Here is a 25,533-nt window from a genome sequence, read left to right on the forward strand (position 1 = left end):
ATCGAGCCCATCACGTACCGCTGACCGCCTCTCGCCGAGCGTGAAACGGATCACCCATTCGAGCGATGGCTCGGGGGTTTACGTTTTCGCACTGAGTGTCATGGACCGGGCTGTGGTTCAGTTCAGGACCTCCTCCAGCCATGCGGCGTCGATCTCGCCCTCGGCCACGATCACCGCCGGGCCGGTCATCTCGATCTCGCCGTCGGGCCGTTCGGTGATCACCAGGGTGCCGCCGGGCACGTCGACCGTGTACGTCACCGGGGTGCCGGTGACCGCCGGGTCCGCGCCGTCCCTGCGGGCGGTGGCGACGGCGACGGCGCACGCGCCGGTGCCGCACGAACGGGTTTCCCCGGAACCGCGCTCGTGCACACGCATCGCCACGTGCCGGGGGCCGCGGTCGACGACGAACTCGACGTTCACCCCGTCCGGGTAGGCGGCGGCCGGCCGGTACGCCGGCGGGTCGTACAGGTCGCCCGCGTGCTCCAGGGCGGCGACGAAGGCCACGGCGTGCGGGTTGCCCATGTTCACGTTCCGCGCGGGCCAGCTGTGCTCGCCGACGCTCACCTCGACGTCGCCCTCGGGGAGCAGCGCCCGGCCCATGCCGACGGTGACCTCGCCGTTCTTGGCGAGGTGCACCCGCTTCACGCCGCCGCGGGTGGCGACGGCGAGGTCGCCCTCGGTGACGTGGCCGGCGTGCTGGAGGTAGCGGGCGAAGACGCGGACGCCGTTGCCGCACATCTCGGCGACGGATCCGTCGCCGTTGCGGTAGTCCATGAACCACTCCGCCTCGGCCGCCATGTCCCGGGCCTCGGGGTGGGCCGCGGAGCGCACCACGTGCAGCAGTCCGTCGCCGCCGATGCCCGCGCGGCGGTCGCACAGGGCGGCGACGGCGGAGGGCTGCAGGTCGACGGTGTTCTCCGGGTCCGGGACGATCACGAAGTCGTTCTCGGTGCCGTGACCCTTGAGGAAGGCGATCCGCGTGCTCATCCCTCGATCGTACGGCGTCCGTGCGGCAGTACGACGAGGGCTCCGGTCTCCTCAGGCCGGCTCACGTCCCCGGGGCGGGCGTGGACCGTGGCAGGCCCGGCGGGCGTGGGCCCGCGGGGAGAGCGGCGTCAGGTGCGCAGGCGGGCCACCCGCCACACGGCCAGGACGACGACGGCGGCGACCGTGAGGGTGTAGGCGAGGATCACCCGCCAGTCGGCGCGGCGTCCCGAACCCCGCTGCGGCAGGCCCGGCCAGGTGTGGCCCACCTTGCGGGCGGCCATCATGCCCCAGCCGGCGGCGCAGGAGCAGATCAGCAGCCCCAGCATCGCGATCACGGCCCCGCTGTCGCCGAAGTCGAAGGCGAGCGGGAAGGCGAACATCAGGGAGCCGAGCGAGGCCAGGCCCACGATGGGCGCGAGCTGCCAGATCCGCAGCCGGCGCTGCGGGCGCAGCTCCACCTCGACCTCGTCGCCGTACAGCTCGTCGGGCTCGGGGCCGTCGGCGGACACGCCGTCCGGCGTCTCGTCGGGGCCGTCGGGGCTCAGACGGGCACCGTCCGGGTCCCCGTCGCCGCCGTCGGCGGCGCCGTGCCCGGTGCTCGGTACGGTGTCGCGAGGGCCGGCCTCCATCGCCACGCGCCCTCCCAACTAGGACTCACTCGGTCGATCGAAGCTCGATGATGGCACGGCGCCGAAGGCCGCGATGACGGCCTGGGCGTCCCGATGCCATCACGTGATCAGGCTGTAACCGGTCGTTCGACCAACGACAGCGCGAGCCGCGGAAGTTCCCCGCGGTCCGCCGCGGCTCCGCTCAGCCAGTGCACCCGCGGATCGCGCCTGAACCACGAGTCCTGGCGGCGCGCGAAGCGTTTGGTGGCACGGATCGTCTCGCTCCGCGCCTCCTCCAGCGTGCACTCGCCGGCGAACGCGGCGAGCACCTGCTGGTAGCCCAGCGCGCGCGACGCCGTGCGCCCCTCGCGCAGCCCTCGCGCCTCGAGCGCGCGCACCTCGTCCACCAGGCCGGCCTCCCACATCCGGTCGACCCGGCGGGCGATGCGCTCGTCGAGTTCGGGACGTGCCACGTCGACGCCGATCTGCACGGTGTCGTACACGGAGTCGTGGCCGGGGAGGTTGGCGGTGAAGGGCCTGCCGGTGATCTCGATCACTTCCAGGGCCCGCACGATGCGGCGGCCGTTGCTCGGGAGGATCGCCCGCGCGGCCTCCGGGTCGGCGGCGGCCAGACGCTCGTGCAGCGCGCCCGGGCCGTGCAGCGCGAGTTCCTCCTCCAGCCGGGCCCTGGTCACGGGGTCGGTGCCGGGGAACTCCAGGTTGTCGACGGCGCCGCGGACGTACAGCCCGGAGCCGCCGACGAGGATCGGCCAGCGTCCCGCGGCGAGCAGGGCGTCGATCCGTTCCCGCGCGAGGCGCTGGTACTCGGCGACCGAGGCCGTGACGTCCACGTCCCAGATGTCGAGCAGGTGGTGCGGGACGCCGCCGCGCTCCTCGGGCGTCAGCTTGGCGGTGCCGATGTCCATCCCTCGGTAGAGCTGCATGGAGTCGGCGTTGACGACTTCGCCGCCGAGCCGCTGGGCCAGGAAGACGCCCAGGTCGGACTTTCCGGCCGCGGTGGGGCCGACGACGGCGATGACGCGGGGGGCGGGGGGTGCGCTGCTCACCGTCCCAGTCTCCCAAACCTCGAGGACTGCTCTCGAACGAGTTACGTGACGGTGCGCGGCCGGGGTCGTTGCCTGTTGCGGGGTTCCCGACCCCGGCGCACCGGACGCCGCGGAATCTCACCCGCACGAGTACCGTATGGAGTTGATATGGGCGTTTTTGCACGAATCTTTCGGAGGTCGAGGACCACGGAAGAGGCCTCGGCCACCGGAACGCGGACCGAGTCACCGGTCCCCGGGGACACGGTGGACGAGGGCTCGGCGGACAAGGACGCGGCGGAGGAGAAGGCACCGGACGGCGCCGGATCCGCAAGGACGGTCCCGGCGGTGACGGAGGCCGCCGAGGCCGCGGAAGCGGAGGACGTCGGCATCCCCCAGCAGCAGTCCGCCGGGGAGGCCGTCGACAACGAGGCCGGCAAGGGCGCCCGCACCTGACCGCCTCGTGAGGGAAGGCGAACCATGGGTCTGCTGGACGACGTGAAGGCCAGGCTGGGGCCGGCGAAGGACAAGGTCTCCGATCTCGCGCGGCAGCACGGGGACACGATCGACCGCGGTCTCGACAAGGTGGCGAGGACCGTGGACGAGAGGACCAAGGGCAAGTACAGCGACCGGATCCGGAAAGGTACGGGCAAGGCCCGGGACGCCGTGGACCGCCTCGCCCACAAGGACCGCGACGGAGGTGCTCCGGGCGCCACGCCCGGAGGCCCGCCCCCGGGCGGCCCGCCCCCGTCCGGGCCGCCGCCGGCTTCCTGACCCGCCCGCGTCTTCGGCGCGAAGAGGACGTCTTCGGCGCGAAGAGGAGGGACACCGGCGCACGACGGCCGCACCGGCGGACGGCCACGGGGCCGACCGGCTGCGCGGCCGTCCGCCCCGCCCCGCCCTGCCCCGTGGCCCGGCTGCTACGACCAGGCGGCCGCGACGTATCCCACCCCGTACGGCGCGTCCTCGTACAGCAGGGCGCCGGACAGGCCCGCGCCCTGCGCCGCACCCGCCAGGACCTGCCAGGGCGCCCGGCCGGACACCTTCAGCTCGCGGGCGAGCCCGGCGTCCAGCGCCATGAGCGCGGCCGTGTCCGCCGCGCCCAGCGCGCGCCCGGCCTCCGCGTCGAAGGGCGCCGCCCGCTCGTCCAGGTAGCCGGGTGCCTTGAGCGTGCGGCAGGCACTGGCGTCGCCCATCACCAGCAGCGCGACCCGCGAGGCGCGTCCGGCGACCTCCCGCCCGAGGCCGGCGCACCGCTCGGGCGGGAGTTCCTCGCCCACGCCGAGACCCTCGACGGGGGCGTCGGCCCAGCCGGTCCGCGTCAGCAGCCAGGCGCCGACGGCGAGTCCGTACGGCAGCTCCCGTACGGGCACCGGCCCCGGGGCCTCATGGGCGCCGAGGCACACGTCCAGCTCCACGCCGAAACCGCGGAACGAGCCGCGCGTGCCCACCGGGTACGTCTCGGGACCGGCGACCGGCGCGGGACCGACGACCACGAGCCGGTCGGGCCGGGCGGCGGCGAGCACGCCCAGCGCGTCCGTGCACGCGGCGCGTGCGGCGTCCAGTTCAGGTGCGGCACCCGCGGCGACCTCCGGTACGAGGAGCGGCGGGCAGGGGCAGACTGCGGCGGCGACAAGCATGATCGGCAGCGTAACCCCGACGGCCGCCGCAGGCGGTGCGCCCTGCGGTCAGTCGCAGCCGCAGCCGCTCGCCACGGCCGGCTGGGGCTCGGGCACGCCGATCTTCGGCAGGCCCAGCATGACGCCGGCGGGCTTGGCCCGCTCGGCGGCGTTGCGCTTCTCCCAGGCGTCGCCCGCGCGGGTGCGGCGCACGCCCTGCACCGCGCCCTCGGCGAGGAGGTGGTGCGGGGCGGCGTAGGTGATCTCGACCGTCACCACGTCGCCGGGGCGAACCTCCTGGTCCGGCTTGGTGAAGTGCACCAGCCGGTTGTCGGGAGCGCGGCCGGAGAGGCGGTGGGTGGTGCCGTCCTTGCGGCCCTCCCCCTCGGCGACCATCAGCTCGACGGTGCGGCCGACCTGCTTCTTGTTCTCCTCCCAGGAGATCTCCTCCTGGAGGGCGACCAGCCGCTCGTACCGCTCCTGGACGACCGCCTTGGGGATCTGGCCGTCCATCTCGGCGGCCGGGGTGCCGGGCCGCTTGGAGTACTGGAAGGTGAAGGCCTGGGCGAACCGGGCCTCGCGCACCACGTGCAGGGTCTGCTGGAAGTCCTCCTCGGTCTCGCCGGGGAAGCCCACGATGATGTCGGTGGTGATCGCCGCGTGCGGGATGGCGGCCCGCACCTTCTCGATGATGCCGAGGAAGCGCTCCTGCCGGTAGGAGCGGCGCATCGCCTTGAGCACCGGGTCCGAGCCGGACTGGAGCGGCATGTGAAGCTGCGGCATCACGTTCGGCGTCTCGGCCATGGCGGCGATGACGTCGTCGGTGAAGTCGCGCGGGTGCGGGGAGGTGAAGCGCACGCGCTCCAGGCCGTCGATCTTCCCGCAGGCGCGCAGCAGCTTGCTGAAGGCCTCGCGGTCGCCGATGTCGGAGCCGTAGGCGTTGACGTTCTGGCCGAGCAGGGTGATCTCGGACACGCCCTCGGCGACCAGGGCCTCGACCTCGGCGAGGATGTCGCCGGGACGGCGGTCCTTCTCCTTGCCGCGCAGCGCCGGGACGATGCAGAAGGTGCAGGTGTTGTTGCAGCCGACGGAGATGGAGACCCAGGCCGCGTAGGCGCTCTCGCGCCGGGTGGGCAGCGTGGAGGGGAACGCCTCCAGGGACTCGGCGATCTCGACCTGCGCCTCCTCCTGGACGCGGGCGCGCTCCAGCAGGACGGGCAGCTTGCCGATGTTGTGCGTGCCGAAGACGACGTCGACCCAGGGGGCGCGCTTCACGATGGTGTCGCGGTCCTTCTGCGCCAGGCAGCCGCCGACCGCGATCTGCATCCCGGGCCGGCTCGCCTTCTTCGGGGCGAGGTGGCCGAGGTTGCCGTACAGCTTGTTGTCGGCGTTCTCCCGCACGGCGCAGGTGTTGAAGACGACGACGTCCGCGTCGCCGTCGGCACCCTCGGGGGCGCGGACATAACCCGCGTCCTCCAGCAGTCCGGACAACCGCTCGGAGTCGTGGACGTTCATCTGGCACCCGTAGGTGCGTACTTCGTAGGTGCGTGTGCCGCCCACTGACTGGCTCCGGTCGATGCTGCTCATGGCACTAAGGGTAGGCGGTCGGCGGCGGTGTCCCGGGCCGCCTGTGGACAACGGGGGTCACGGCAGGTCAGGGCTGGTCAGGGCTCGATGAGGCCGGCGCGGATCGCGTACCGGGTGAGCTCCAGGCGGTCGCGGACGCCGAGCTTCTGCAGGAGGTTGGCACGGTGGCGTTCGACGGTCTTGGCACTGATGAACAGCAGCTCGCCGATCTCCTTGGAGGTGTGACCCTCGGCGACGAGCTTGAGGATCTCCTCCTCGCGTTCGGTGATGGGCCGCTCGGGCAGGCCGCCGCCGCTGTGCAGCCGGTCCAGGTAGGAGCGGACCAGGGCCCGTTCCGCCCCCGGGTAGATGAACGGCTCGTCCCGCACGGCCGCGCGGCACGCCTCGACCAGGTCGCGGTCGGCGACGGACTTGAGGACGTATCCGCAGGCACCGGCCTTGAGGGCCTCGAAGAAGTACTGCTCGTTGTCGTACATGGTCAGGATGAGGATGCGCAGCTCCGGCAGGCGCCGGGAGAGTTCACGGGCCGCCTGGAGACCCGTCATGCGGGGCATGGCGACGTCCAGGACTGCGAGGTCGGCCTCGGTGGCCCGGGCCGCCGCGACGGCCTCGGCCCCGTCGCCGGCCTCGGCGACGACCGTCAGGTCCGGTTCGCCGTCGAGGATGAGGCGTACGCCACGGCGTACGAGGGTGTGGTCGTCGGCGAGCAGGACGCGGATCGGGGGCCGTGCGGGCATCAGGGACGGTCTCCGGTGCGGTCTGCGGCGAGAGGCGCGAGGGGGGCTGCGGTCGGCCCTTCGGCCGGTACGGGGACGCGCAGGCGTACGTCGGTGCCCCCTGCGGGGGCGGGTGCGAGGTGGATCTCGGCTCCGATCAGCAGGGCCCGTTCGCGCATGCCGCGGATGCCGGCGCCCTCGGGGGCGCCGCCGAGTCCGGTGCCGTTGTCGCGGACGAGCAGTTCGATGCCGCCGGGCAGCGGGCGCAGGGTGAGTCCGGCCCGGTCGGCGGCGGCGTGGCGGGCGGTGTTGGTCAGGCTCTCCTGGGCGACCCGGTAGATCACCAGTTCCGCCTCCGGGGAGAGCGGAGGCAGGTCGCCGGGGACGTGGTGGGTGACGGTGAGTCCGTGGTGCGTGAACTCGGCGGCGAGTGCGCGCAGGGCGCTGGCGAGGCCGAGTTCCTCCAGGACGCCGGGGCGCAGCCGGCGGGCGATGCGGCGGATCTCGTCCAGGCCGGCGCGGGTGGCCTCCTGGGCGAGGGTCACCTCCTCACGCAGCTCGCCGGGGACCCGGTCGGCGACGCGTTTGAGCTGGAGGAGGACGGCGGTGAGGGTCTGGCCGACCTCGTCGTGCAGCTCGCGGGCGATGCGGTGGCGCTCGCGCTCCTGCGCGTGCAGGGCACGGCCGGCGCCGGCGGCCCGTTCGGCCCGGAGCCGGTCGAGCATCGTGTTGTACGTCGCGATCAGCTCGGCGGCCTCCGCGGGCCCGGCGACCTCCGGCCGGGCGCCGGGCACCAGCAGGTCGGCGGTGCTCATGGCGCGGCCCAGCCGGTGCAGCGGGGTGAGCCCTATGCGCAGCACGAACGCGTTGCCCGCCAGGAGCACGGCGAGGCCGGCGAGCAGGACGAGGGCCTCGTGCGCCAGGACGGGCGTCGACACGGTGACCGGTCCCAGCAGCAGCGCGGTGGCCGCGACCAGGCCAGCGGCGTTGAGCGAGAAGATCCGCCAGAAAAGCGACACGGTCCGCTTTCCGCTCCTCCCGTACTTCGCCGACCACACGGCCGGAACCAGTCTGGCCGCCCACGACCGGCTCCGTATATCCGTCACGACACCCATACCGCCACCGTACGCGCGGGTGACAGCATGGCCGGGCCGCGGGCACGTCACGGAAGAACGTGCGCCACGCGCAGCAGCACCTGCAAGACGAACGAGGGGAAGACTCGTGTCCGCTCCACGCCTGAGGGCGACGCCGCTACCGGGTATCGGGGTCCAGTACGACCTGGTGACCCGGGAACACCGTCATCTGTCGGTGGTGGCACACCGTGACGGCACCCGTACGGTGAACCTGTACCGGGCCGACGACCCCGACTCGTGCGCCCACTCGCTCCGGCTCACCGGTCAGGAGGCGGGTGCGCTGATCGACACGCTGAAGCCGTCCCACCACAGCGCGAACCTGCTGTACACCACCGATCTGGGGCTGGTCGCCGAGCGGATCGAGGTGTCCGCGACGTCCCGCTGGAACGGGCGGGTGCTGGGCGACACGCGGATGCGCACCGAGACGGGCGCGTCGATCGTGGCGGTGCTGCGCCGGGCCGAGGCGATCCCGTCGCCCGCTCCGGACTTCCGGCTGGCCGGTGGTGACATCCTGATCGTCATCGGCACTCGTGAGGGCGTCGACTCCGCCGCGGCGATACTCGGGCAGGAGTGAGCCCGTGCACTCAGCGGTCCTGCTGATCGAGTTCGGTTCCATCATTCTGGGACTGGGGCTGCTCGGCCGGTTCGCCGGCCGCTACCGCCTCTCCCCCATCCCGCTCTATCTGCTGGCCGGTCTGGCGTTCGGCGAGGGCGGGCTGCTGCCGCTGGGCGCGAGCGAGGAGTTCGTGGCGACCGGCGCCGAGATCGGCGTCATCCTCCTGCTGCTGATGCTCGGCCTGGAGTACACGGCCGGTGACCTGGTCACCAACCTGAAGTCGCACTACCCGGCCGGTCTGGTCGACTGCGCGCTCAACGCCGTGCCCGGTGCGCTGGCCGCGCTGCTGCTGGGCTGGGGCCCGGTGGCCGCGGTGGTCCTGGCCGGCGTCACCTGGATCTCGTCGTCCGGTGTCATCGCGAAGGTCCTCGGCGATCTGGGGCGGGTCGGCAACCGGGAGACCCCGGTGATCCTGAGCGTGCTGGTCCTGGAGGACCTGGCGATGGCGGTGTACCTGCCGATCGTCACGGCGCTGGTGGCCGGCGCCGGGCTGGTGACCGGCAGCATCACGCTGGCGGTGGCGCTGGCGGCGGCCGGGCTGGTCCTGTTCGTGGCCGTGCGCTACGGCCGGCTGATCTCCCGGTTCGTCTCCAGCGACGATCCGGAGAAGCTGCTGCTGGTGGTGCTGGGGCTGACGATCCTGGTCGCGGGCGTCGCCCAGCAACTCCAGGTGTCGGCGGCGGTCGGCGCGTTCCTGGTGGGCATCGCGCTGTCCGGTGAGGTCGCGGAGGGCGCGCACACCCTGCTGAGCCCGCTGCGGGATCTGTTCGCCGCCGTGTTCTTCGTCTTCTTCGGACTGCACACCGACCCGGCCAGCATCCCGCCGGTGCTGCTGCCCGCGCTGGCGCTGGCGCTGCTCACCGCGTGCACCAAGATCGCGACCGGCTACTGGGCGGCACGGCGCGCCGGCATCTCGGTGAAGGGCCGCTGGCGTGCGGGCGGTGCACTGGTGGCGCGCGGCGAGTTCTCCATCGTCATCGCCGGTCTGGCGGTGTCGGCCGGGATCGAACCGTCGCTGGGCCCGCTGGCCACGGCGTACGTCCTCATCCTGGTCGTCCTCGGTCCGCTCACCGCCCGCTTCACCGAGCCGCTGGCGACGCGTCTGTTCCGCCGCCGGGACGATCCCGACCGGCCCTCCGGCGTACCCGGCGGGGCACCGCGGCACACGGAGGCGTCGGTGGGCGACTGACCCGGGCCCGTGCCCGGTGCCGCCCCTCCGGTCCGCCGGCCGGCGCCCCTGCCCGGCGGCCGCGGTCCCGGCTCCGCGGCCGTCAGGCGTCCGGCGACCCGTCCGGTGTCCCGGCCGCCCCGGGCACCCATCCCTGCCTGCGCAGTACGCCCGTCACGTCCGGGGCCTCGTAGTGGTCGCCCTTGAGTACCTTGCCGTCGGCCCGGCGGCTGACCCGGCCGTCGGGGCCCAGCTTGGTCATGTTGGAGCGGTGCACCTCGGCGATCACCGCGTCGAGGTCGATGCCGTGCACGAGGGCGGTGCCGTAGGCGACGTACACCACGTCGGCCAGTTCGTGCGCGAGCCGGTCGAGCGGACCCGTCACCGACACCTCGGCGACCTCCGCGGCCTCCTCCGTGAGCAGGTCGCGCCGCTGGGCGGCCAGGGCGGCCGGGATCTTCGCCGGTCTGTCACGGACGTCCAGCCCGAAGGCGTGGTGGAAGGCGCGGACCAGGTCGGCGGGCGAGGAGGTGCTCATGCCGGCGACTGTAGCGAGCGCCACCGACACCGCCCTCGCCTCCCCCGCGTCTTCCCCGCGGCACCGCCGGGTGCGTCCGGTCCGGCCCTGGTCAGCGGGGATACGGGCTGGCAGGATCGCCCGCATGTCCACGATGTTCTCCCGTATCGGCAGGCGACGGGCCGTCAGGGGCGCGGCCGCCGGCGCCGTCGCCCTGGGACTGCTGCTGTGGTGGCTGCTGCCCCTGGGCGAGAAACCGCCGGGCGGGACGGTCACCTTCAGCACGGGCACCCGCGCCGGGGTCTACCAGAAGTACGGCGAGCTGCTGCGCGCCGAGCTGCGCAAGGACATGCCGGACCTGGAGGTGCGGCTGATGACCAGCGCGGGTTCGCAGGAGAACGTGGCGCGGGTGGCGTCCGGCGAGGCCGACTTCACCATCGCCGCGGCCGACGCGGTGGAGACGTACAAGATCGCCGACGGGGAGGGCGCCGGCCGGCTGCGCGGGGTCACCCGGCTCTACGACGACTACGTACAGCTCGTGGTCCCGGCCGGCTCGGACATCCTGTCCGTCGCCGACCTGCGGGGCAAGCGGGTGGCCATCGGGCTGCCGGACTCCGGTGTCCGGCTGATCGCCACGCGGCTGCTGCGGGCCGCGGGCATCGACCCGGAGCGGGACATCATTCCCCGGGCGGACGGCATCGACACCGGTCCGGGGCGGCTCGGGCACGAGATCGACGCGTTCTTCTGGTCGGGCGGGCTGCCGACGGACGGGCTCGAGGAAGCGGCCGAAAAAGCCGCCTTCCGGTTCGTGCCGATAGACGAGGACCTCGTCGCCGAGATCCACGAGTCCGGCGGCGCGACCCGCTACTACCGCTCCACCAGCATCCCGGAGTCGGCGTATCCCGCCGTCCAGAACGGTGTGGTGGTGCCGACGATGGCGGTGTCCAACCTGCTGGTCACCCACGCGGACATGGACCCGCGGATCACCGAGTGGCTGACCAGGGCGGTGCTCGACAGCCGCGACGGCATCGGGGCGCACGTCCACTCCGCGCAGCTGGTGGACCTGCGCACGGCGATCTACACCGACCCGCTGGAACTGCACGAGGGTGCCCGCCGGTACTACCGGTCGGTGAAGCCCTGAGCCTCCGCTAAGCCGTCGCGCGGCGCCGACCTGGGCACCGTCACCGTCACCGTCAGTCCGTGCGGCTCGTGGTGGCCGAAGGAGAGCGTGCCGCCGCCCGCGGCCAGCAGCGCCCGGCAGATGGACAGGCCGAGACCGGAGCCCTTGATGTTCTGGTGCCGGCCGCTGCGCCAGAAGCGGTCGCCGACGCGGGCGAGTTCCTCGTCGGTCAGGCCGGGCCCGTCGTCGGTGACGACGACGGTGGCGGCGTCGCCGGTGGAGCCGACCGCGATCCGGACGGTCTCGCCGGGCGGGGTGAACTTCACCGCGTTGTCGATGACCGCGTCCAGGGCGCTGGACAGGGCCACCGGGTCGGCCCAGCCCGTGGTCGGCGGGCAGTCCCCCTCCAGCCGTACGCCCTTGGCCTCGGCGGTCGGTGACCAGGCGGCCACCCGCTCGGCCGCCAGCGCGCCGATGTCGGTGACCCGCAGGTCGGCCGCGGTGTGCTCGGCCAGCGCCAGGTCGAGCAGGTCGTCCAGGACCCGGGCCAGGCGTTTGCCCTCGGCCTGGACGGAGGCGATCTCCTCGTTGCCCTCCGGCAGTTCGAGGGCGAGCAGCTCGATGCGCAGCAGCAGCGCGGACAGCGGGTTGCGCAGCTGGTGCGAGGCGTCGGCGACGAAGGCCCGCTGCTGCTCCAGCACGTCCTCGACGTGGTCCGCCATCTCGTTGAACGACCGGGCCAGGCGCCTGAGTTCCGGCGGCCCCCCGGAGGGCGCGACCCGGGACTTCAGCCGTCCGGTCGCGATGTCGTGGGTGGTGGCGTCCAGGACGCGTACCGGCCTGAGGACCCAGCCGGTCAGCCGGAGCGCCGCTCCCACGGCGAGCAGCATGGCGGCGACCTCGCCTGCCGCGATGACGAGCCAGCCGCGCAGGGTCCGCGAACGCATCGCGTCGGTGGGCGAGTCGGTGACCACGACCGCGACGACGTCCCCGTCCCGGATGACCGGCGAGGCGACCACGATCCGCCCGTCCTCCCACGGCCACACCTGCCGCGGATCGTGGCTGCGGCGGCTGAGCAGCGCCTCGGCGAAGGCGTCGCGCACCTCGCCCTCGGGGGGAAGGAACCAGGTCGTCGGCGCGTTGGCCATGGGGACCTGGTTGCGGTAGAAGACACCCGCCCGGATGCCGTAGACGTCGTGGTAGCTGGTCAGTTCGGCCTGCAGGGTCTCCAGCCGCTCGTCCGTGGCGGTCTGCCGGGAGCCGCCCGGCACGGACTCGGTGACGAACTGGGCGAGTGCCGCGAAGCGCGCCGTGTCGTCGATGCGGTCGACGACGACCTGCTGCTGTTCGGCGCGGGCGACGCTGACGGCGAGCGGCACGCCGAGAGCGAGCAGGACGGCCGCCATCAGGACGATGAGCAGCGGAAGCAGGCGTGTGCGCACCCGGCCCCGCTAGACGGTGGGGGCGACGAGGCGGTAGCCGACGCCGCGGACGGTCTCGATGAGCGACGGCATGCGCAGCTTGGCGCGCAGGGAGGCCACGTGCACCTCCAGGGTGCGCCCGGTCCCCTCCCAGCTGGTGCGCCACACCTCGCTGATGATCTGTTCCCGGCGGAAGACCACGCCGGGGCGCTGCGCGAGCAGGGCGAGGAGGTCGAACTCCTTGCGGGTGAGCTGGACGGCCGCGCCGTCGACGCTGACCTGTCGTGTCGGCAGTTCGATGCGCACGGCGCCCAGGCGCACCACGGTCCGGGTGCTTCCCGTGGCGTCCTCGTGGGCGGTGCGCCGGCTGACGGCATGGATCCGGGCGAGCAGTTCCCCGGTGTCGTACGGCTTGACCACGTAGTCGTCGGCGCCGAGGTTGAGGCCGTGGATGCGGGAACGGACGTCGGAGCGGGCGGTGACCATGATCACCGGAGTGGCGGTGCGCTTGCGGATCTTGCCGCAGACCTCGTAGCCGTCCTGGTCGGGCAGGCCCAGGTCGAGCAGGATGACGCCGAAGCAGTCGACCTCGGGGACGAGCGCCCGGAGCGCCTCCTCGCCGTTGCGCGCGTGGGTGACGTCGAAGCCGTGCCGGGCGAGGACCGCGGACAGCGCGGCGGCCACGTGGTCGTCGTCCTCGACGAGCAGCAGTCTCATGCGGTCCCCCTTCGGTTCATCGGCCGTTCGGTCGGTACGGGTACAACGGAGCGACGGGGTCCGCCGCCCGTGCGTGTGCGTGCCCTGTGCAGTGACGCCGATGGGAGGGGACGGCGTCAAGAGGGTTCCGGTCACGGCCGCTCGAAGTTATCCGGCCGATATGTGCCCTGCTCACATGAGCTGTGACCCGCATCCGATTGCTATCGGATCGTGATGCTCAGATTCACCTCAGATGTAGAGACGCGCGTCTTTCGGGGTTACTACTGTCCTCCGAAACCGAGGAGGACGGAGCCCGCAAGCGATGACCGAAGTATCGGTTGCCAAGGAAGACGTGGCCGCGACCGGCGACCTGGTCGTGCTGAGGAATGTCAACAAGCACTTCGGTGCCTTGCATGTGCTCCAGGACATCGACCTGACGATCACCCGCGGCGAGGTCGTCGTGGTCATCGGGCCGTCCGGGTCCGGCAAGTCCACCCTGTGCCGCACCATCAACCGCCTGGAGACGATCGACTCCGGCACGATCTCGATCGACGGCAAGCCGCTTCCCGCGGAGGGCAGGGAGCTGGCCCGGCTGCGCGCCGACGTCGGCATGGTCTTCCAGTCCTTCAACCTGTTCGCGCACAAGACCGTGCTCGAGAACGTGACGCTGGGCCAGATCAAGGTCCGCAAGGTCGACGCCAAGAAGGCCGAGGAGAAGGCCCGGGCACTGCTGGACCGGGTCGGCGTGGGCGCGCAGGCGGACAAGTACCCGGCGCAGCTCTCCGGTGGTCAGCAGCAGCGGGTGGCGATCGCGCGGGCCCTGGCCATGGACCCGAAGGTCATGCTCTTCGACGAGCCGACGTCGGCTCTCGACCCGGAGATGATCAACGAGGTCCTGGAGGTCATGCGGCAGCTCGCCCAGGACGGCATGACCATGATCGTGGTCACGCACGAGATGGGCTTCGCCCGGTCGGCCGCCAACCGGGTGGTGTTCATGGCGGACGGCCGCATCGTCGAAGAGGCCGAGCCGGAGCAGTTCTTCAGCAATCCGCGCAGCGACCGCGCCAAGGACTTCCTGTCGAAGATCCTGCACCACTGACGCCGCCGGCCCTTCGCCGAGGCCCTGCGTCACCCGCCCCCGACGGCCCGCATCTGATCGTTTGCTCCTCTGATCGTCCGATCGCAGTGCGATCACAGCCAAAGGATGTTCACCATGAAGCTCCGCAAGGTCTCCGCCGCCTCGGCCGCCGTCCTCGCCCTCGCCCTGACCGCCACCGCGTGCGGCGGTGACGACAGCGACAGCGGCTCCGGCGGCGGCAAGAAGATCACCATCGGCATCAAGTTCGACCAGCCCGGCCTCGGCCAGAAGACCCCGAACGGCTACGAGGGCTTCGACGTGGACGTCGCCACGTACGTCGCCAAGAAGCTCGGCTACACCGAGGACCAGATCGAGTGGAAGGAGGCGAAGAGCGCCGACCGCGAGACCATGCTGGCCCGCGGTGACGTCGACTTCATCGCCGCGACCTACTCGATCACGCCCAAGCGCGAGGCCAAGGTCGACTTCGCCGGCCCGTACCTGCTCGCGCACCAGGACGTGCTGCTCCGCGCGGACGACGACAAGATCAAGTCGCCGGAGGACCTCAACAACGCCAAGCTGTGCTCGGTCACCGGCTCGACCTCGGCCCAGAACGTCAAGGACAAGCTGGCCCCCAAGGCCCAGCTGCAGCCGTACCCGACGTACTCGGCCTGCCTGCCCGGCCTGCAGAACGGCGCCATCGACGCGCTCACCACCGACGACTCGATCCTCGCCGGTTACGCCGCCCAGTCGCAGTTCAAGGGCAAGTTCAAGCTCGGCGGCTTCAAGCTGACCAACGAGAACTACGGCATCGGCGTCAAGAAGGGCAGCGACCTCAAGGACAAGATCAACAAGGCTCTCGAGGAGATGGTCGCCGACAAGTCCTGGCAGAAGGCCGTGGACGAGAACCTCGGTCCGGCCGGCTACAAGAACGAGCCCGCGCCGAAGATCGGCGACATCAAGAGCTGAGGCAGCGCCTGACAGGGTGCGCCGCCCGCCGAAAGGGGCGGCGCACCGGGGCGGGCTTCCCTACACGCGAAAGCGCGGGAGATCGTGTTCGACTTTCTTGAGGATTACGACCTGCTGGGAGCCTTCTGGACGACGGTGCAGCTCGCTGTGCTCTCGGCCGTCGGCTCCCTGATCTGGGGCACCGCCCTGGCCGCCATGCGCGTCGGCCCGGTGCCGCTGATGCGCGGTTTCGGGACCGCGTACGTGAACATCGTGCGGAACATCCCGCTCACCGTCATCATCCTGTTCACGTCGCTCGGCCTGAACCAGACACTGGGTGTCTCCCTCGGCGCGAGCGACGTCGAGTCGATCAATTTCCGGCTCGCCGTACTCGGCCTGATCCTCTACACCTCGGCTTTCGTCTGCGAGGCTCTGCGCTCCGGCATCAACACCGTCCCGGTAGGACAGGCGGAGGCCGCCCGCGCGATCGGGCTCAGCTTCAGCCAGGTGCTGAGCCTGGTGGTGTTGCCCCAGGCTTTCCGTTCGTCCGTCGTCCCGCTGGCGAACGTACTCATCGCTCTCATCAAGAACACCACGGTGGCCGCCGCCATCGGTGTCGCCGAGGCTGCGCTGCTGATGAAGGAAATGATCGAGAACGAGGCACAACTGCTGCTGATCTCCGCGGTGATCGCGTTCGGTTTCGTGGTTCTGACACTGCCGACCGGCCTGATCCTCGGCTGGGTGGGCAAGAAGGTGACGGTGAAGCGATGAGCTCCGTCCTCTACGACGCCCAGGGGCCCCGTGCCAAGCGGCGCAACATCCTCTTCACGGTCGTCTTCCTGGTCGCCCTCGCCGCCCTGCTGTGGTGGGTGTTCAGCACCCTCAACGACAAGGGCCAGCTGGAATGGGCCCTGTGGAAGCCGTTCTTCACCGACACCGAGGCATGGTCCACGTACATCTGGCCCGGGCTCGAGAACACCCTGAAGGCCGCCGCGCTGGCAATGGTCATCGCGCTGCCGCTCGGGGCCGTCCTCGGCATCGCCAGGCTCTCGGACCACGTCTGGGTCCGCGCCCCGGCCGCGATCGTGGTGGAGTTCTTCCGGTCCATCCCCGTGCTGGTGCTGATGATCTTCGGCTTGGCCCTGTTCGCCGAGTACACCGGTGTCAGTTCCGACGACCGTCCGTTCTACGCGGTTGTCACCGGACTGGTGCTGTACAACTCCTCGGTCCTCGCCGAGATCGTCCGTTCGGGCATCCTGGCGCTGCCCAAGGGCCAGGCCGAGGGCGCGATGGCGATCGGTCTGCGCAAGGGCCAGGTCATGCGGCTGATCCTGCTGCCGCAGGCGGTCACCGCGATGCTGCCGGCCATCGTCAGCCAGCTCGTCGTCATCCTGAAGGACACCGCACTCGGCGGCGCGGTTCTCACCTTCCCCGAGCTGCTCGCCTCCGGCAACACGATGAGCGCCTACTACGGTGCCAACGTCATCGCCAGCTTCACCGTGGTCGCCGTCATCTACATCGCGCTCAACTTCGCCCTCACCAGCTTCGCGAGCTGGCTGGAGCAGCGGCTGCGACGGGCCAAGAAGTCGACCGGCGCGGTGCTCAAGGTGGATGACGCGGGAACGCCCGGAACCCCGACCGCCGGCACCGGCGTGGCCAAGACCTGACCTACGGTCAGAATGTGTGATCATCACGGAGGCAGTGGCGCGATTGCCGCTGCCTCCGTCGCTTGACGCAAGCAGCGGCAATGGGTTGCATACGTTCTGTGACCGTGCACCCTGCTTCAACTCCCTGTTCATCCACGTCCCCCGGGACGCCGTCACAGGCAGGGGGCACCGCACCGTGGACCCGGTGATCATCGCCGGAGCGGGGCCCGTCGGGCTCACGCTCGCCCTGGCGCTGGCGCGGCAGGAGGTGCCCTGCGTCGTCCTCGACGAGGGTCCGGGCAAGGACGAGCCGCGCCCGGCGCGCACCGTCGTCCTCGGTGAGGACACCGTCGCCCTCGTCGAGCGGCTGACCGGCGCGCCGCTGGCGGAGCTGGGTCTCCGTTGGGCCGGATGGCGGTCGATGCGGCGCAAGCAGGTGACGTGCGAGGTCACGTTCGGGGAGACCGGTCCCGCGCCGCTGCACATCGCCCAACACCTGCTGACCGGCGCCCTGCGGACGGCACTGGACCGCGAGCCGCTGGTGCGGATCGCGGTGGACAGCCGTCTGGACGGTGTGGAGCAGGAGACGTCCGGCGTCGCTGTCCACACCCGCGGTCCCGGAGGCACCTGGTGGCGCGGCAGTTACCTGGTCGGCTGCGACGGCCCCCGCTCGACCGTGCGCAAGCTCCAGGACATCCGCTTCCCCGGCCGCACGGCGGTGGAACGATACGCCGTCGCCGCGCTGCGCACCGAACTCCCGTGGACCGACGAGGCACTGCTCCACCGTGCGCCGCCGTGGCGGACGTCGGGGCCGTCGGCCGGCGAGATCGTCGGCCGCCCCCTGCCGGACGGCGTGTGGCGCCTGGACTGGCTGCTGCCGCCGGGCAAGGACCTGGTCACGCCCGAGCTGCTGGTGAACCGGGTCCGGGAGACCCTGGCGGGCTGGGGCGACGGGGGTGTTCCGGCCTACGAGCTTCTCGACACCGGTGTCCACACCGTCCACCACCGGCTGGCCCGCCGCTGGCGGGCGGGCCGCGTGTTCCTCGCCGGGGACGCGGCGCACCTGCTCGGCGCGCTGGGCACGCAGGGACTCGACGAGGGGCTGCGGGACGCCGGCAACCTGGCCTGGAAACTCGCCCTGGCCTGGCACCACGGCCCGCACGAGACGCTGCTCGACAGCTATCAGGAGGAACGCCGCACGGCCGTCGCGGGCCGGCTTCGCGCCGCCGACCAGGTACTGCCGCTGCTGCGCGGCGGCGGGGGCCTGAGGTCGTACGTCCCCGGCTCGGCGCGGGGCAACGACGCGCTGCTCGCCGACGGCCACCTGGGGCGGGGGACGCTGGGAGCGCCGGGGGTGTACGACCGGTCAGCACTCATGCCCGGGCGCCTCGACGGGGAGGTGCCCGTCGGCACGCCGCCCGGGGCTCCCGTCGCGGACGTGCGCGTCACGGCCGAGGACGGCACCTTCGTGCGGTTGCGCGACCGGCTGGGACGCGGTGCGCTGCTGGTCGTGCTGATCGCGCCGGGCACCGGGGTGTGGGACCGCAAGCACTGGGTGACCGCCGGCATCATGCCCCGGCTGGCGGCGGCGGTGACGGCACTGCCGCACCACGCCGAGCTGCTGGTCGCCGAGAGCTACCCCGGGGCCGCCGCGCACACGGTGCTGCTGGTGCGGCCCGACGGCCACCTCGTCACGGCGCTGAACGGAGTGCGCCCGGCCGACCTGTACGCGGCGGCCGAGGCGACGCTGGGCGGGGCGGCCGAGGTGGCAGAGGAGGCGGGTGCGGCGGCCGGGTCTCGTTGAGGGGCCGGCCCGCGTTCGCCTGTGGCCGGGGCCGGGGCCGGGGCCGAGACCGAGGGCATTGCGACCGCAGCCCGTTACCTGTCATTCGCTGTTCACCAGCCACCGTTCGCATGGTGACGGTGAGTTGACCAGCCCTCCGCGTCATGGTCTACTCCGGACCGTGACCGACACCGATGTGCTCCTGTGGCGGAGGGTCCACATGGACCTCGTCCGCTATGCGGGCTGCGTGTGTCGTCCGTCCTGCTGAATTCGCCCCCGCTTCTCCGCGCGCGCCGCCGCACCGACCTGCCGCCGCGCGCTTCTCGCGAACTTCCAGGACGGTACCCGTTGTCTGTCTCCTCCCCTGTCCCCATGCCTGTTCCCACGGCCACAGGCGCGTCCGCGCCGACGCAGGCCGTACTCCTCGGCTTCGTGCGGCGCGTGGCCGCCGACACCGAACTGATCGCCTCTCTTCCCCTCGACCCCGAGGACCGCACCTGGGTGCGGCTGACCGGCCCCGGTGGCAGTGAGGCCTGGCTGATCGGCTGGCCACCGGGCACGGGCACCGGCTGGCACGACCACGCCGATTCGGTGGGTGCCTTCGTGACCGCTGCCGGCGAGCTCAGGGAGAACGCTCTCGCCGCCCGGCTGCCCACCGAGGGCTGGAAGACCCTGGAGCTCACCGACGGCGTGGACCGGGAACACCGGCTGCCCGTGGGAAAGGGGCGCGCTTTCGGGCGGCACCACATCCACGAGGTGCTCAACGAGTCCCCGCACCGGCACGCGGTCTCCGTCCACGCCTACTACCCGCCTCTGCCGCGGATCCGTCGTTACAGCCGCAGCGGCCGGATCCTGCGCCTGGAAGAGGTCGAGCGTCCGGAGGACTGGCAGTGAGCGGACCGCAGGGAATCGACACGGTGCTGGAGCGGGTGCGCCGGGGCTACACACGCATCGAGCCGCGCGCCGCGTACGAGTCCGCCCAGGCCGGTGAGGCACTGCTGGTCGACATCCGGTACGCGGCCCTGCGCGATGCGGACGGGCTCATTCCGGGCGCGCTGGTGGTCGAGCGCAACGAGCTCGAGTGGCGTCTGGATCCGCAGGGCAGCCACCGGCTTCCCGAGGCCACCCACCACGATCTGCGTGTCGTGGTGGTGTGCAACGAGGGGTACGCCTCCAGCCTCGCGGCGGAGTCGCTGCACCGTCTGGGGCTGCACCGGGCCACCGATCTGGTCGGCGGGTTCCAGGCGTGGCGGTCGGCCGGGCTGCCGGTGACGGTGCCGTAACAGGTCTGCTCCCGGGGGCAGTCGGCGGACGGGCCGCGGCTGTCTCCGGGCCGACCTGGTGATCCTGCGCGGCGGAACGGTCAGAAACCTCCCTCGTCGAGGAAGTCCGGGTCCTCGCCCTCCTCCTCCAGGGCCCGGCGGACCACCCGGAGAGCCAGCCCCTCGGGGTAGCCCTTGCGGGCCAGCATGCCGGCGAGGCGGCGCAGCCTCTTGTCACGGTCGAGCCCGCGGGTGGCGCGCAGCTTGCGGGCGACGAGCTCGCGTGCGGTCTCCTCCTCCTGCTCGGCGTCCAGCCGGGACACCGCAGCGTCGATGAGCGTGGGGTCGACACCCTTGGTCCGCAGTTCCCGGGCGAGAGCGCGCCGGGCCAGGCCACGGCCGTGATGCCGGGACTCCACCCAGGCCTCGGCGAAGGCACTGTCGTCGATCAGGCCGACCTCCTCGAACCTGGACAGCACCTCCTCCGCGGCCTCCTCCGGGATCTCCCGCTTGCGCAGGGCGTCCGCGAGTTGCCTGCGTGTGCGCGGGGTCCCGGTGAGCAGGCGCAGGCAGATCGCCCGCGCCTGCTCCACCGGGTCCCGCGGAGGCTCCGCCCCCTCGGCCCTCGACGAGGAAGTGGCACCTCCGTCCTCGGCCGACTCCGCGCCCTCGCGTCGGCGCCGTCCGCGCGGGCCGCCCGCTCCGCGGCTCCGGCCGCCGCCCCGGCGCCCCCCGCCGCCGCGGCCCGGGCCGTCCTCGTGGAACGGCTCGCCCGTGTCGTACGACGCGACAGGTCCGTCCGTCCCGTCCGCGTCGTGCGCGTGCCCCCCGGCGGAGCCCTCGTCACCCGGTCCCGGACGCTCACGCTCGCGCGCGGTGACGTCCGGGTAGGCGTACTCGGCCCAGTCGGTTCGTCGTGTCACGGGTCAGCTCTTGGCTGCCGCGGCCTTGGACTTCGTGGCCTTGGCCGTCGCGGGGGCGGGCACCGCGGGGGCGGCGTCGGCCGGGGCGGCGGAGACCGCGGCGTCCGTGCCCGGCTCGGCGGCCGGCTCCTCGGGGCGCACGCCGACGCCCAGCTTCTCCTTGATCTTCTTCTCGATCTCGTTGGCGAGGTCGGGGTTGTCCTTCAGGAAGTTGCGCGCGTTCTCCTTGCCCTGGCCGAGCTGATCGCCCTCGTACGTGTACCAGGCGCCGGCCTTGCGGACGAAGCCGTGCTCCACGCCCATGTCGATCAGACCGCCCTCGCGGCTGATGCCCTGGCCGTAGAGGATGTCGAACTCGGCCTGCTTGAAGGGCGGCGCGACCTTGTTCTTGACGACCTTGACGCGGGTGCGGTTGCCGACCGCGTCGGTACCGTCCTTCAGCGTCTCGATGCGGCGGATGTCGAGTCGCACCGAGGCGTAGAACTTCAGCGCGCGGCCACCGGTCGTGGTCTCCGGGGAGCCGAACATCACGCCGATCTTCTCGCGGAGCTGGTTGATGAAGATCGCGGTCGTCTTGGACTGGTTGAGCGCACTGGTGATCTTCCGCAGGGCCTGGCTCATCAGGCGGGCCTGCAGACCCACGTGGCTGTCACCCATCTCCCCCTCGATCTCCGCACGCGGGACGAGGGCCGCGACGGAGTCGATGACGATGAGGTCGAGGGCGCCGGAGCGGACCAGCATGTCCACGATCTCCAGGGCCTGCTCACCGTTGTCCGGCTGGGACAGGATCAGGTTGTCGATGTCGACGCCGAGCTTCTGCGCGTACTCGGGGTCGAGGGCGTGCTCCGCGTCCACGAACGCGACCTGCCCGCCGGCCTTCTGCGCGTTGGCCACCGCGTGCAGGGTCAGGGTCGTCTTGCCCGAGGACTCGGGGCCGTAGACCTCGATGACGCGGCCGCGCGGCAGGCCGCCGACGCCGAGAGCCACGTCGAGCGCGGTCGACCCGGTCGGGATGACCTCGATGGGCTCCTTGGACCGGTCGCCCATGCGCATGACCGCGCCCTTGCCGAATTGCCGTTCAATCTGTGCGAGCGCGGCGTCCAGGGCCTTCTCGCGGTCGGTGCCTGCCATGGGTTCCACCCGGTTTGCTTGATTCGATCGCTTCACGTCAAAGACGCTAATGCCTGCCACTGACAATGGGCCTCGCCGTGGGGCCAGCCTGTGGATAACTCGGGCATTCCTCCCGCCGAACCCGGTCGAATCGCCCACCACGGCCCCTTCCAGAGCCTCCATGAGAATGGATGTTCGATTTTAGTGTCAAGCGCATCACACGACACCACCGAGCGTACGACCGGGCCCGCGGCTAGAGTGCGCGGACGCGAAGCGACTGGGGGGTCCCATGGCCAAGATCAGCATCAGCCTCGACGCCGAACTGGTCGTGGAGGTGATGGTCCTGGCCGGCATCGGCTCGCCCCAGGACGCCGTCGAGGCGGTGGTCCGGGACTACATCGCCCGTGGCCACCGTACGGAGACCCGCACAGAGGTCAAGGACCGGAACCTGCGTGAGATCGACGCCAAGCCGCAGGAACCCCAGGGCTGATCCCCGTCCCGCCGCCGTCGCACCGCCGGGACGGAGACGAGACGCGCGCCACGGGGTGGGCACCCGCCACGCGGCGGACGCCCACCCCGTGCCCGGCCGTCCGCTCCTCGTGCCCGGTCCCCCGCTCCCCGCGCGCGGTGACGGCGGGCGGCGCTTCGCACGGACGGACGGCCCTGCGGCGGGTTCCCTCCGGGCCGTCGTCCTCAGCGGAGGGCTGTTTCGCGGACGCCGGGACGCGGGCCGCGCCGACGCGCTGTACCCGCTCCCGAGTGTCTCCGGTGTCTCAGCCGGAGCGGCCTTCGCCGGAACCGTCCTTCTCCGAAGGGCGCCGCCGGGCCCACAGTTTCCGCGCCCGCGTGAACCCCCCGGCGCTCGCCCCGCGGCGGTCGCGGTGCCCGTGGACGCGCGGATCGTCCGTGACGTCGTACCGCTTGACGTACGCCCCGAGGAACGCCTGCAGGGTGGCGACCGCCGGGATGGCGATCAGCGCGCCGACGGCGCCGAGGAGGGCGGTTCCGGCGATCACCGAGCCGAAGGCGACCGCAGGGTGGATGTCCACGGTCTTGGACGTCAGCTTGGGCTGCAGCACGTAGTTCTCGAACTGCTGGTAGATCACCACGAAGCCCAGGACCCACAGCGCGTACCAGGGGTTGACCGTGAAGGCGATCAGCATGGGCAGCGCGCCCGCCAGATAGGTGCCGATGGTGGGGATGAACTGCGACACCAGGCCCACCCACACGGCGAGCGCGGGCGCGTAGGGCACCCCCAGTATCTCCAGCAGGATGTAGTGCGCGATGCCGGAGATCAGCGCCATCAGACCACGCGAGTACAGGTAACCGCCGGTCTTGTCCACGGCGATCTCCCACGCGCGCAGGACCTCGGCCTGCCGGGCGGGCGGCAGGACGGAACAGAGCGCGCGCCGCAGCCTGGGGCCGTCGGCGGCGAAGTAGAACGAGAACAGCACGATCGTCAGCATCTGGAAGAGGCCGCCGAGGACCTGCGCGGACACGTCGAGAACGCCGGTGGCGCTGTCCTGCACGTAGTTGCGCAGCCAGTCGGAGCGGAGCAGGCCCTCCTGGACGTCCACCCGTCTCAGCTCGGTGTGGAAATGGCCGTTGACCCAGTTGATGACGGAGTCGAGATAGTCCGGAAAGTCCTCGACCATCTTGACGATCTGGCCGGCGAGCATCGAGCCGAGCAGCGTCACGAACCCTGCGGCGGCGATGAGCACGGCGAGGAAGACGAGGAAGGTGGCCAGTCCGCGGCGCATGCCGCGCGCGGCCATCCAGCTCACCGCCGGCTCGATGGCGAGTGCCAGGAAGAACGCGATGAGGATGTTGATCAGCAGGCCGGTGAGCTGGTGGAAGGCCCAGCTGCCCAGCTGGAAGACGGCGACCAGGGAAAGGGCCAGCACCAGGGCCCGCGGCAGCCAGCGCGGCATGCGGTCGCCCGGACCCGCGCCGCCGGCTGGGGGCGGTGCGGGCGGCGTCGTGCCGGGCGGAGATGTGTGCCGGGGTGTCTGCCCGGTCTCGTCTGTGGATGCCACGGACCAAGTCTCACCCACGCCGGCGGCAGCGGACCGCCGGTTCTCGATCTTCGTGACCGGTCAGCGCCGTTCCTGTGGCACGCTCATGACGGTGCAGACCACTCGCCACACTTCTTTGGCGTCCCAGCCCGCGTCCAGCGCCTCGTGCACCGTACGACCGCCCAGCTCCGTCATCACGTGATCGCGCGCGAAGGTGTCGGCGTACCCCGGACCGAAGTGCTCCGTCATCCGCTCCCAGAAGACCGTCAACCGCATGACCCCAGTATCCCGCCCCTGAGAGTGGCCCCGGACCGGGACGGCGTGCCGGCACCGCTTTCCGCCCTACGGTCTGACGCATGGCCGAACCCGGAGCTTCCCCACTCCCCCCGGCGTCCCCGGCGCGCACTACGCTCGCGCGCGCGGAACGCTTCGTCTGGCTCACCGCGCGCGTGCTGGAGCAGCGCCTGTTCGCGTACCACTTCCGTGACGGAGGCGCCGAGCCGGTCGAGACCGCGCTGGACGCCTACCGCAACGAGGACGGCGGATACGGACACGCGCTGGAACCCGATCTGCGCGGACCGGTCAGCCGGCCGCTGCACACCGCGCACGCCCTGCGCGTCTTGGACGCCGTCGGGCGGTGCGGGAACCGGCGCGTGGAGGGTGTGTGCCGCTATCTGACCTCCGTCTCCACCGCCGACGGAGCCCTGCCGGCGGTCCACCCCCGCGAGCGCGGCTACCCGGCCGCCCCCTTCGTACCGGTGGTGGACGACCCTCCCGGGGAGTTGCTCGCCACCGGCCCGGCGGTCGCAGTGCTGCACCGCAACGAGGTCTGGCACGCATGGCTGTTCCGGGCGACGGACTTCTGCTGGCGGGCCGTCGAGTCGCTGCACGCCTCGCACCCGTACGAGGTCCGTGCCGCCGTCGCCTTCCTGGACTCCGTCCCCGACCGCCCGCGCGCACAGGCGGCGGCCGACCGGCTGGGCCGTCTGGTACGGGAGCAGCGCCTCGCGGTGCTGGACCCGGACGACCGCGGAACGTACCCGGTCTCCCCCGGCTACGCCCCGGGCGAACACCACTTCCCCCACGACTACGCGGAAGATCCGCACTCCCTCGCGCGCGCGTGGTTCACGGACGACGAGATGGCCCGCTCCCTCGACTTCCTCGCGGCGGAGCAGGACGAGGACGGCGGATGGCCGCTCCGGTGGCGCCGCTGGGCACCCGCCCCCGCGCTGGAGGCCCGGCCCCGGGTGACGATCGACGCCCTGCGCACGCTGCGGGCCTACGGCCGTCCCCTCGATTGACGCCCCGGCGGCCCCGTACCCTCCACGCGTCCGGGCCGCCGTCACCCCGCGCTCCCCGCAGCCCCTACGAGCGCGTGGCCGTCGGTGAAAGCCCATCGGCGGCGAGTGCGGCAAGGAGGGGCGGCGGCCGCTCCTGGGACCCACGGGCCGCGGGACCCGGTCACGAGTCGCCCCGCCCGGCAGGCCGCACGGTTCCCGGCCGACATCCGCGCAGCTCAGGCCGATTGTCAGTGCCGGGG

29 protein-coding genes are annotated in these 25,533 nt (G+C 72.0%); 15 read left to right on the plus strand and 14 right to left on the minus strand.

Features of this window, described 5'->3' with window-relative positions:
• Window positions 1–117: 117 nt before the first annotated feature.
• The 3 genes from dapF to miaA form a co-directional block, all read right to left on the minus strand.
• Entirely contained in the window at window positions 118–987 is an 870-nt protein-coding gene (gene dapF / locus ACFYOJ_RS22600) for a diaminopimelate epimerase (protein WP_356557944.1), read from the minus strand.
• Between the two features lie 128 nt (window positions 988–1,115).
• A complete protein-coding gene (locus ACFYOJ_RS22605) occupies window positions 1,116–1,616 on the minus strand; it encodes a hypothetical protein (protein ID WP_356557950.1) in 501 nt (166 codons plus the stop codon).
• A gap of 107 nt (window positions 1,617–1,723) precedes the next feature.
• Complete coding sequence (gene miaA / locus ACFYOJ_RS22610; protein ID WP_356557943.1) at window positions 1,724–2,662, minus strand: tRNA (adenosine(37)-N6)-dimethylallyltransferase MiaA; 939 nt, start codon at window positions 2,660–2,662, stop codon at window positions 1,724–1,726.
• A gap of 243 nt (window positions 2,663–2,905) precedes the next feature.
• Here miaA and ACFYOJ_RS22615 point away from each other — a divergent pair, with 243 nt between their 5' ends.
• Window positions 2,906–3,094 (plus strand): gliding motility protein, encoded by a 189-nt coding sequence (locus tag ACFYOJ_RS22615; protein ID WP_356557942.1) that lies wholly within the window; start codon window positions 2,906–2,908, stop codon window positions 3,092–3,094.
• Between the two features lie 24 nt (window positions 3,095–3,118).
• A complete protein-coding gene (locus ACFYOJ_RS22620; protein ID WP_356557941.1) occupies window positions 3,119–3,412 on the plus strand; it encodes an antitoxin in 294 nt (97 codons plus the stop codon).
• A gap of 146 nt (window positions 3,413–3,558) precedes the next feature.
• On the opposite strand, the gene ACFYOJ_RS22625 is transcribed toward ACFYOJ_RS22620, so the two are convergent.
• From ACFYOJ_RS22625 to ACFYOJ_RS22640, 4 genes are all read right to left on the minus strand, one after another.
• Entirely contained in the window at window positions 3,559–4,278 is a 720-nt protein-coding gene (locus tag ACFYOJ_RS22625; RefSeq protein ID WP_356557940.1) for a class III extradiol dioxygenase subunit B-like domain-containing protein, read from the minus strand.
• A 48-nt stretch (window positions 4,279–4,326) separates the two neighbouring features.
• Window positions 4,327–5,844, minus strand: a complete 1,518-nt coding sequence (gene miaB, locus ACFYOJ_RS22630) for a tRNA (N6-isopentenyl adenosine(37)-C2)-methylthiotransferase MiaB (RefSeq protein WP_356557939.1) — start codon at window positions 5,842–5,844, stop codon at window positions 4,327–4,329.
• A 77-nt stretch (window positions 5,845–5,921) separates the two neighbouring features.
• Window positions 5,922–6,581, minus strand: a complete 660-nt coding sequence (locus ACFYOJ_RS22635) for a response regulator transcription factor (protein WP_356557938.1) — start codon at window positions 6,579–6,581, stop codon at window positions 5,922–5,924.
• Window positions 6,581–7,675: a HAMP domain-containing sensor histidine kinase gene (locus tag ACFYOJ_RS22640; protein ID WP_356557937.1), complete on the minus strand. Its 1,095-nt coding sequence runs from the start codon at window positions 7,673–7,675 to the stop codon at window positions 6,581–6,583. The genes ACFYOJ_RS22635 and ACFYOJ_RS22640 overlap by 1 nt, the downstream gene beginning before the upstream one ends.
• A 106-nt stretch (window positions 7,676–7,781) precedes the next feature.
• Here ACFYOJ_RS22640 and ACFYOJ_RS22645 point away from each other — a divergent pair, with 106 nt between their 5' ends.
• Both ACFYOJ_RS22645 and ACFYOJ_RS22650 read left to right on the plus strand, forming a co-directional pair.
• Window positions 7,782–8,267 (plus strand): TrkA C-terminal domain-containing protein, encoded by a 486-nt coding sequence (locus ACFYOJ_RS22645; protein ID WP_356557936.1) that lies wholly within the window; start codon window positions 7,782–7,784, stop codon window positions 8,265–8,267.
• A gap of 4 nt (window positions 8,268–8,271) precedes the next feature.
• On the plus strand, window positions 8,272–9,498 hold the full coding sequence (locus ACFYOJ_RS22650; RefSeq protein WP_356557935.1) for a cation:proton antiporter: 1,227 nt from the start codon (window positions 8,272–8,274) through the stop codon (window positions 9,496–9,498).
• Window positions 9,499–9,580: 82 nt separating this feature from the next.
• Here the strand turns inward: ACFYOJ_RS22650 and ACFYOJ_RS22655 are convergent, their stop codons facing one another.
• Window positions 9,581–10,015 carry a MazG nucleotide pyrophosphohydrolase domain-containing protein gene (locus tag ACFYOJ_RS22655; protein WP_356557934.1) on the minus strand — a complete coding sequence of 145 codons (435 nt, stop codon included), beginning with the start codon at window positions 10,013–10,015 and terminating at the stop codon, window positions 9,581–9,583.
• A gap of 124 nt (window positions 10,016–10,139) precedes the next feature.
• Between ACFYOJ_RS22655 and ACFYOJ_RS22660 the strand changes: the two genes are divergently transcribed.
• The gene (locus ACFYOJ_RS22660) at window positions 10,140–11,135 is read left to right on the plus strand and encodes a TAXI family TRAP transporter solute-binding subunit (protein ID WP_356557933.1); all 996 of its coding nucleotides are present in this window, start codon (window positions 10,140–10,142) and stop codon (window positions 11,133–11,135) included.
• On the opposite strand, the gene ACFYOJ_RS22665 is transcribed toward ACFYOJ_RS22660, so the two are convergent.
• Together ACFYOJ_RS22665 and ACFYOJ_RS22670 are read right to left on the minus strand one after the other, a co-directional pair.
• Window positions 11,114–12,556 (minus strand): HAMP domain-containing sensor histidine kinase, encoded by a 1,443-nt coding sequence (locus ACFYOJ_RS22665; RefSeq protein ID WP_356557932.1) that lies wholly within the window; start codon window positions 12,554–12,556, stop codon window positions 11,114–11,116. The two genes, ACFYOJ_RS22660 and ACFYOJ_RS22665, sit on opposite strands and share 22 nt — an antisense overlap.
• Before the next feature lie 9 nt (window positions 12,557–12,565).
• Window positions 12,566–13,252: a response regulator transcription factor gene (locus ACFYOJ_RS22670; protein WP_356557931.1), complete on the minus strand. Its 687-nt coding sequence runs from the start codon at window positions 13,250–13,252 to the stop codon at window positions 12,566–12,568.
• A gap of 301 nt (window positions 13,253–13,553) precedes the next feature.
• Here ACFYOJ_RS22670 and ACFYOJ_RS22675 point away from each other — a divergent pair, with 301 nt between their 5' ends.
• The 8 genes from ACFYOJ_RS22675 (at window position 13,554) to ACFYOJ_RS22710 (ending at window position 19,966) form a co-directional block, all read left to right on the plus strand.
• The gene (locus ACFYOJ_RS22675; RefSeq protein ID WP_356557930.1) at window positions 13,554–14,330 is read left to right on the plus strand and encodes an amino acid ABC transporter ATP-binding protein; all 777 of its coding nucleotides are present in this window, start codon (window positions 13,554–13,556) and stop codon (window positions 14,328–14,330) included.
• 114 nt (window positions 14,331–14,444) lie between these two features.
• Window positions 14,445–15,275, plus strand: a complete 831-nt coding sequence (locus ACFYOJ_RS22680; protein ID WP_356557929.1) for a glutamate ABC transporter substrate-binding protein — start codon at window positions 14,445–14,447, stop codon at window positions 15,273–15,275.
• Window positions 15,276–15,359: 84 nt separating this feature from the next.
• Window positions 15,360–16,025, plus strand: a complete 666-nt coding sequence (locus ACFYOJ_RS22685; protein WP_356557928.1) for an amino acid ABC transporter permease — start codon at window positions 15,360–15,362, stop codon at window positions 16,023–16,025.
• Complete coding sequence (locus ACFYOJ_RS22690; protein ID WP_356557927.1) at window positions 16,022–16,921, plus strand: amino acid ABC transporter permease; 900 nt, start codon at window positions 16,022–16,024, stop codon at window positions 16,919–16,921. Before ACFYOJ_RS22685 ends, ACFYOJ_RS22690 begins: the two co-directional genes overlap by 4 nt.
• 175 nt (window positions 16,922–17,096) lie before the next feature.
• Entirely contained in the window at window positions 17,097–18,704 is a 1,608-nt protein-coding gene (locus ACFYOJ_RS22695) for an FAD-dependent monooxygenase (protein WP_356557926.1), read from the plus strand.
• 199 nt (window positions 18,705–18,903) lie between these two features.
• Window positions 18,904–18,951 carry a hypothetical protein gene (locus ACFYOJ_RS22700; RefSeq protein WP_309506048.1) on the plus strand — a complete coding sequence of 16 codons (48 nt, stop codon included), beginning with the start codon at window positions 18,904–18,906 and terminating at the stop codon, window positions 18,949–18,951.
• A gap of 104 nt (window positions 18,952–19,055) precedes the next feature.
• Complete coding sequence (locus ACFYOJ_RS22705; protein WP_356557924.1) at window positions 19,056–19,577, plus strand: cysteine dioxygenase; 522 nt, start codon at window positions 19,056–19,058, stop codon at window positions 19,575–19,577.
• On the plus strand, window positions 19,574–19,966 hold the full coding sequence (locus ACFYOJ_RS22710) for a rhodanese-like domain-containing protein (protein WP_356557923.1): 393 nt from the start codon (window positions 19,574–19,576) through the stop codon (window positions 19,964–19,966). Before ACFYOJ_RS22705 ends, ACFYOJ_RS22710 begins: the two co-directional genes overlap by 4 nt.
• A gap of 80 nt (window positions 19,967–20,046) precedes the next feature.
• On the opposite strand, the gene recX is transcribed toward ACFYOJ_RS22710, so the two are convergent.
• Both recX and recA read right to left on the minus strand, forming a co-directional pair.
• Window positions 20,047–20,868 carry a recombination regulator RecX gene (gene recX / locus ACFYOJ_RS22715; RefSeq protein WP_356557922.1) on the minus strand — a complete coding sequence of 274 codons (822 nt, stop codon included), beginning with the start codon at window positions 20,866–20,868 and terminating at the stop codon, window positions 20,047–20,049.
• Window positions 20,869–20,871: 3 nt separating this feature from the next.
• Complete coding sequence (gene recA, locus ACFYOJ_RS22720; protein WP_356557921.1) at window positions 20,872–21,999, minus strand: recombinase RecA; 1,128 nt, start codon at window positions 21,997–21,999, stop codon at window positions 20,872–20,874.
• 268 nt (window positions 22,000–22,267) lie between these two features.
• Between recA and ACFYOJ_RS22725 the strand changes: the two genes are divergently transcribed.
• Window positions 22,268–22,468: a DUF2191 domain-containing protein gene (locus ACFYOJ_RS22725; RefSeq protein ID WP_356557920.1), complete on the plus strand. Its 201-nt coding sequence runs from the start codon at window positions 22,268–22,270 to the stop codon at window positions 22,466–22,468.
• 283 nt (window positions 22,469–22,751) lie between these two features.
• Here ACFYOJ_RS22725 and ACFYOJ_RS22730 read toward each other — a convergent pair whose 3' ends face one another.
• Together ACFYOJ_RS22730 and ACFYOJ_RS22735 are read right to left on the minus strand one after the other, a co-directional pair.
• The gene (locus tag ACFYOJ_RS22730) at window positions 22,752–24,014 is read right to left on the minus strand and encodes an AI-2E family transporter (RefSeq protein ID WP_356557919.1); all 1,263 of its coding nucleotides are present in this window, start codon (window positions 24,012–24,014) and stop codon (window positions 22,752–22,754) included.
• A gap of 60 nt (window positions 24,015–24,074) precedes the next feature.
• Window positions 24,075–24,269: a DUF3046 domain-containing protein gene (locus ACFYOJ_RS22735; protein WP_356557918.1), complete on the minus strand. Its 195-nt coding sequence runs from the start codon at window positions 24,267–24,269 to the stop codon at window positions 24,075–24,077.
• Between the two features lie 80 nt (window positions 24,270–24,349).
• On the opposite strand from ACFYOJ_RS22735, the gene ACFYOJ_RS22740 reads away from it, so the two are divergent.
• Complete coding sequence (locus ACFYOJ_RS22740) at window positions 24,350–25,294, plus strand: hypothetical protein (RefSeq protein ID WP_356557917.1); 945 nt, start codon at window positions 24,350–24,352, stop codon at window positions 25,292–25,294.
• Window positions 25,295–25,533 lie beyond the last annotated feature (239 nt).

The sequence above is a fragment of the Streptomyces sp. NPDC006384 genome (assembly GCF_042870695.1).
Taxonomy (GTDB): domain Bacteria; phylum Actinomycetota; class Actinomycetes; order Streptomycetales; family Streptomycetaceae; genus Streptomyces.

Bases quoted from the DNA above. Each gene is read 5' to 3' on its own strand.
- ACFYOJ_RS22705 (WP_356557924.1), top strand. From the start codon at position 19,056: ATGCCTGTTCCCACGGCCACAGGCGCGTCCGCGCCGACGCAGGCCGTA.
- ACFYOJ_RS22740 (WP_356557917.1), top strand. From the start codon at position 24,350: ATGGCCGAACCCGGAGCTTCCCCACTCCCCCCGGCGTCCCCGGCGCGC.
- ACFYOJ_RS22655 (WP_356557934.1), bottom strand. From the start codon at position 10,015: ATGAGCACCTCCTCGCCCGCCGACCTGGTCCGCGCCTTCCACCACGCC.
- ACFYOJ_RS22675 (WP_356557930.1), top strand. From the start codon at position 13,554: ATGACCGAAGTATCGGTTGCCAAGGAAGACGTGGCCGCGACCGGCGAC.
- dapF (WP_356557944.1), bottom strand. From the start codon at position 987: ATGAGCACGCGGATCGCCTTCCTCAAGGGTCACGGCACCGAGAACGAC.
- ACFYOJ_RS22625 (WP_356557940.1), bottom strand. From the start codon at position 4,278: ATGCTTGTCGCCGCCGCAGTCTGCCCCTGCCCGCCGCTCCTCGTACCG.
- ACFYOJ_RS22680 (WP_356557929.1), top strand. From the start codon at position 14,445: ATGAAGCTCCGCAAGGTCTCCGCCGCCTCGGCCGCCGTCCTCGCCCTC.
- ACFYOJ_RS22640 (WP_356557937.1), bottom strand. From the start codon at position 7,675: ATGGGTGTCGTGACGGATATACGGAGCCGGTCGTGGGCGGCCAGACTG.
- ACFYOJ_RS22660 (WP_356557933.1), top strand. From the start codon at position 10,140: ATGTCCACGATGTTCTCCCGTATCGGCAGGCGACGGGCCGTCAGGGGC.
- recA (WP_356557921.1), bottom strand. From the start codon at position 21,999: ATGGCAGGCACCGACCGCGAGAAGGCCCTGGACGCCGCGCTCGCACAG.
- ACFYOJ_RS22605 (WP_356557950.1), bottom strand. From the start codon at position 1,616: ATGGAGGCCGGCCCTCGCGACACCGTACCGAGCACCGGGCACGGCGCC.
- ACFYOJ_RS22725 (WP_356557920.1), top strand. From the start codon at position 22,268: ATGGCCAAGATCAGCATCAGCCTCGACGCCGAACTGGTCGTGGAGGTG.
- miaB (WP_356557939.1), bottom strand. From the start codon at position 5,844: ATGAGCAGCATCGACCGGAGCCAGTCAGTGGGCGGCACACGCACCTAC.
- ACFYOJ_RS22635 (WP_356557938.1), bottom strand. From the start codon at position 6,581: ATGCCCGCACGGCCCCCGATCCGCGTCCTGCTCGCCGACGACCACACC.
- ACFYOJ_RS22670 (WP_356557931.1), bottom strand. From the start codon at position 13,252: ATGAGACTGCTGCTCGTCGAGGACGACGACCACGTGGCCGCCGCGCTG.
- ACFYOJ_RS22620 (WP_356557941.1), top strand. From the start codon at position 3,119: ATGGGTCTGCTGGACGACGTGAAGGCCAGGCTGGGGCCGGCGAAGGAC.
- ACFYOJ_RS22735 (WP_356557918.1), bottom strand. From the start codon at position 24,269: ATGCGGTTGACGGTCTTCTGGGAGCGGATGACGGAGCACTTCGGTCCG.
- ACFYOJ_RS22690 (WP_356557927.1), top strand. From the start codon at position 16,022: ATGAGCTCCGTCCTCTACGACGCCCAGGGGCCCCGTGCCAAGCGGCGC.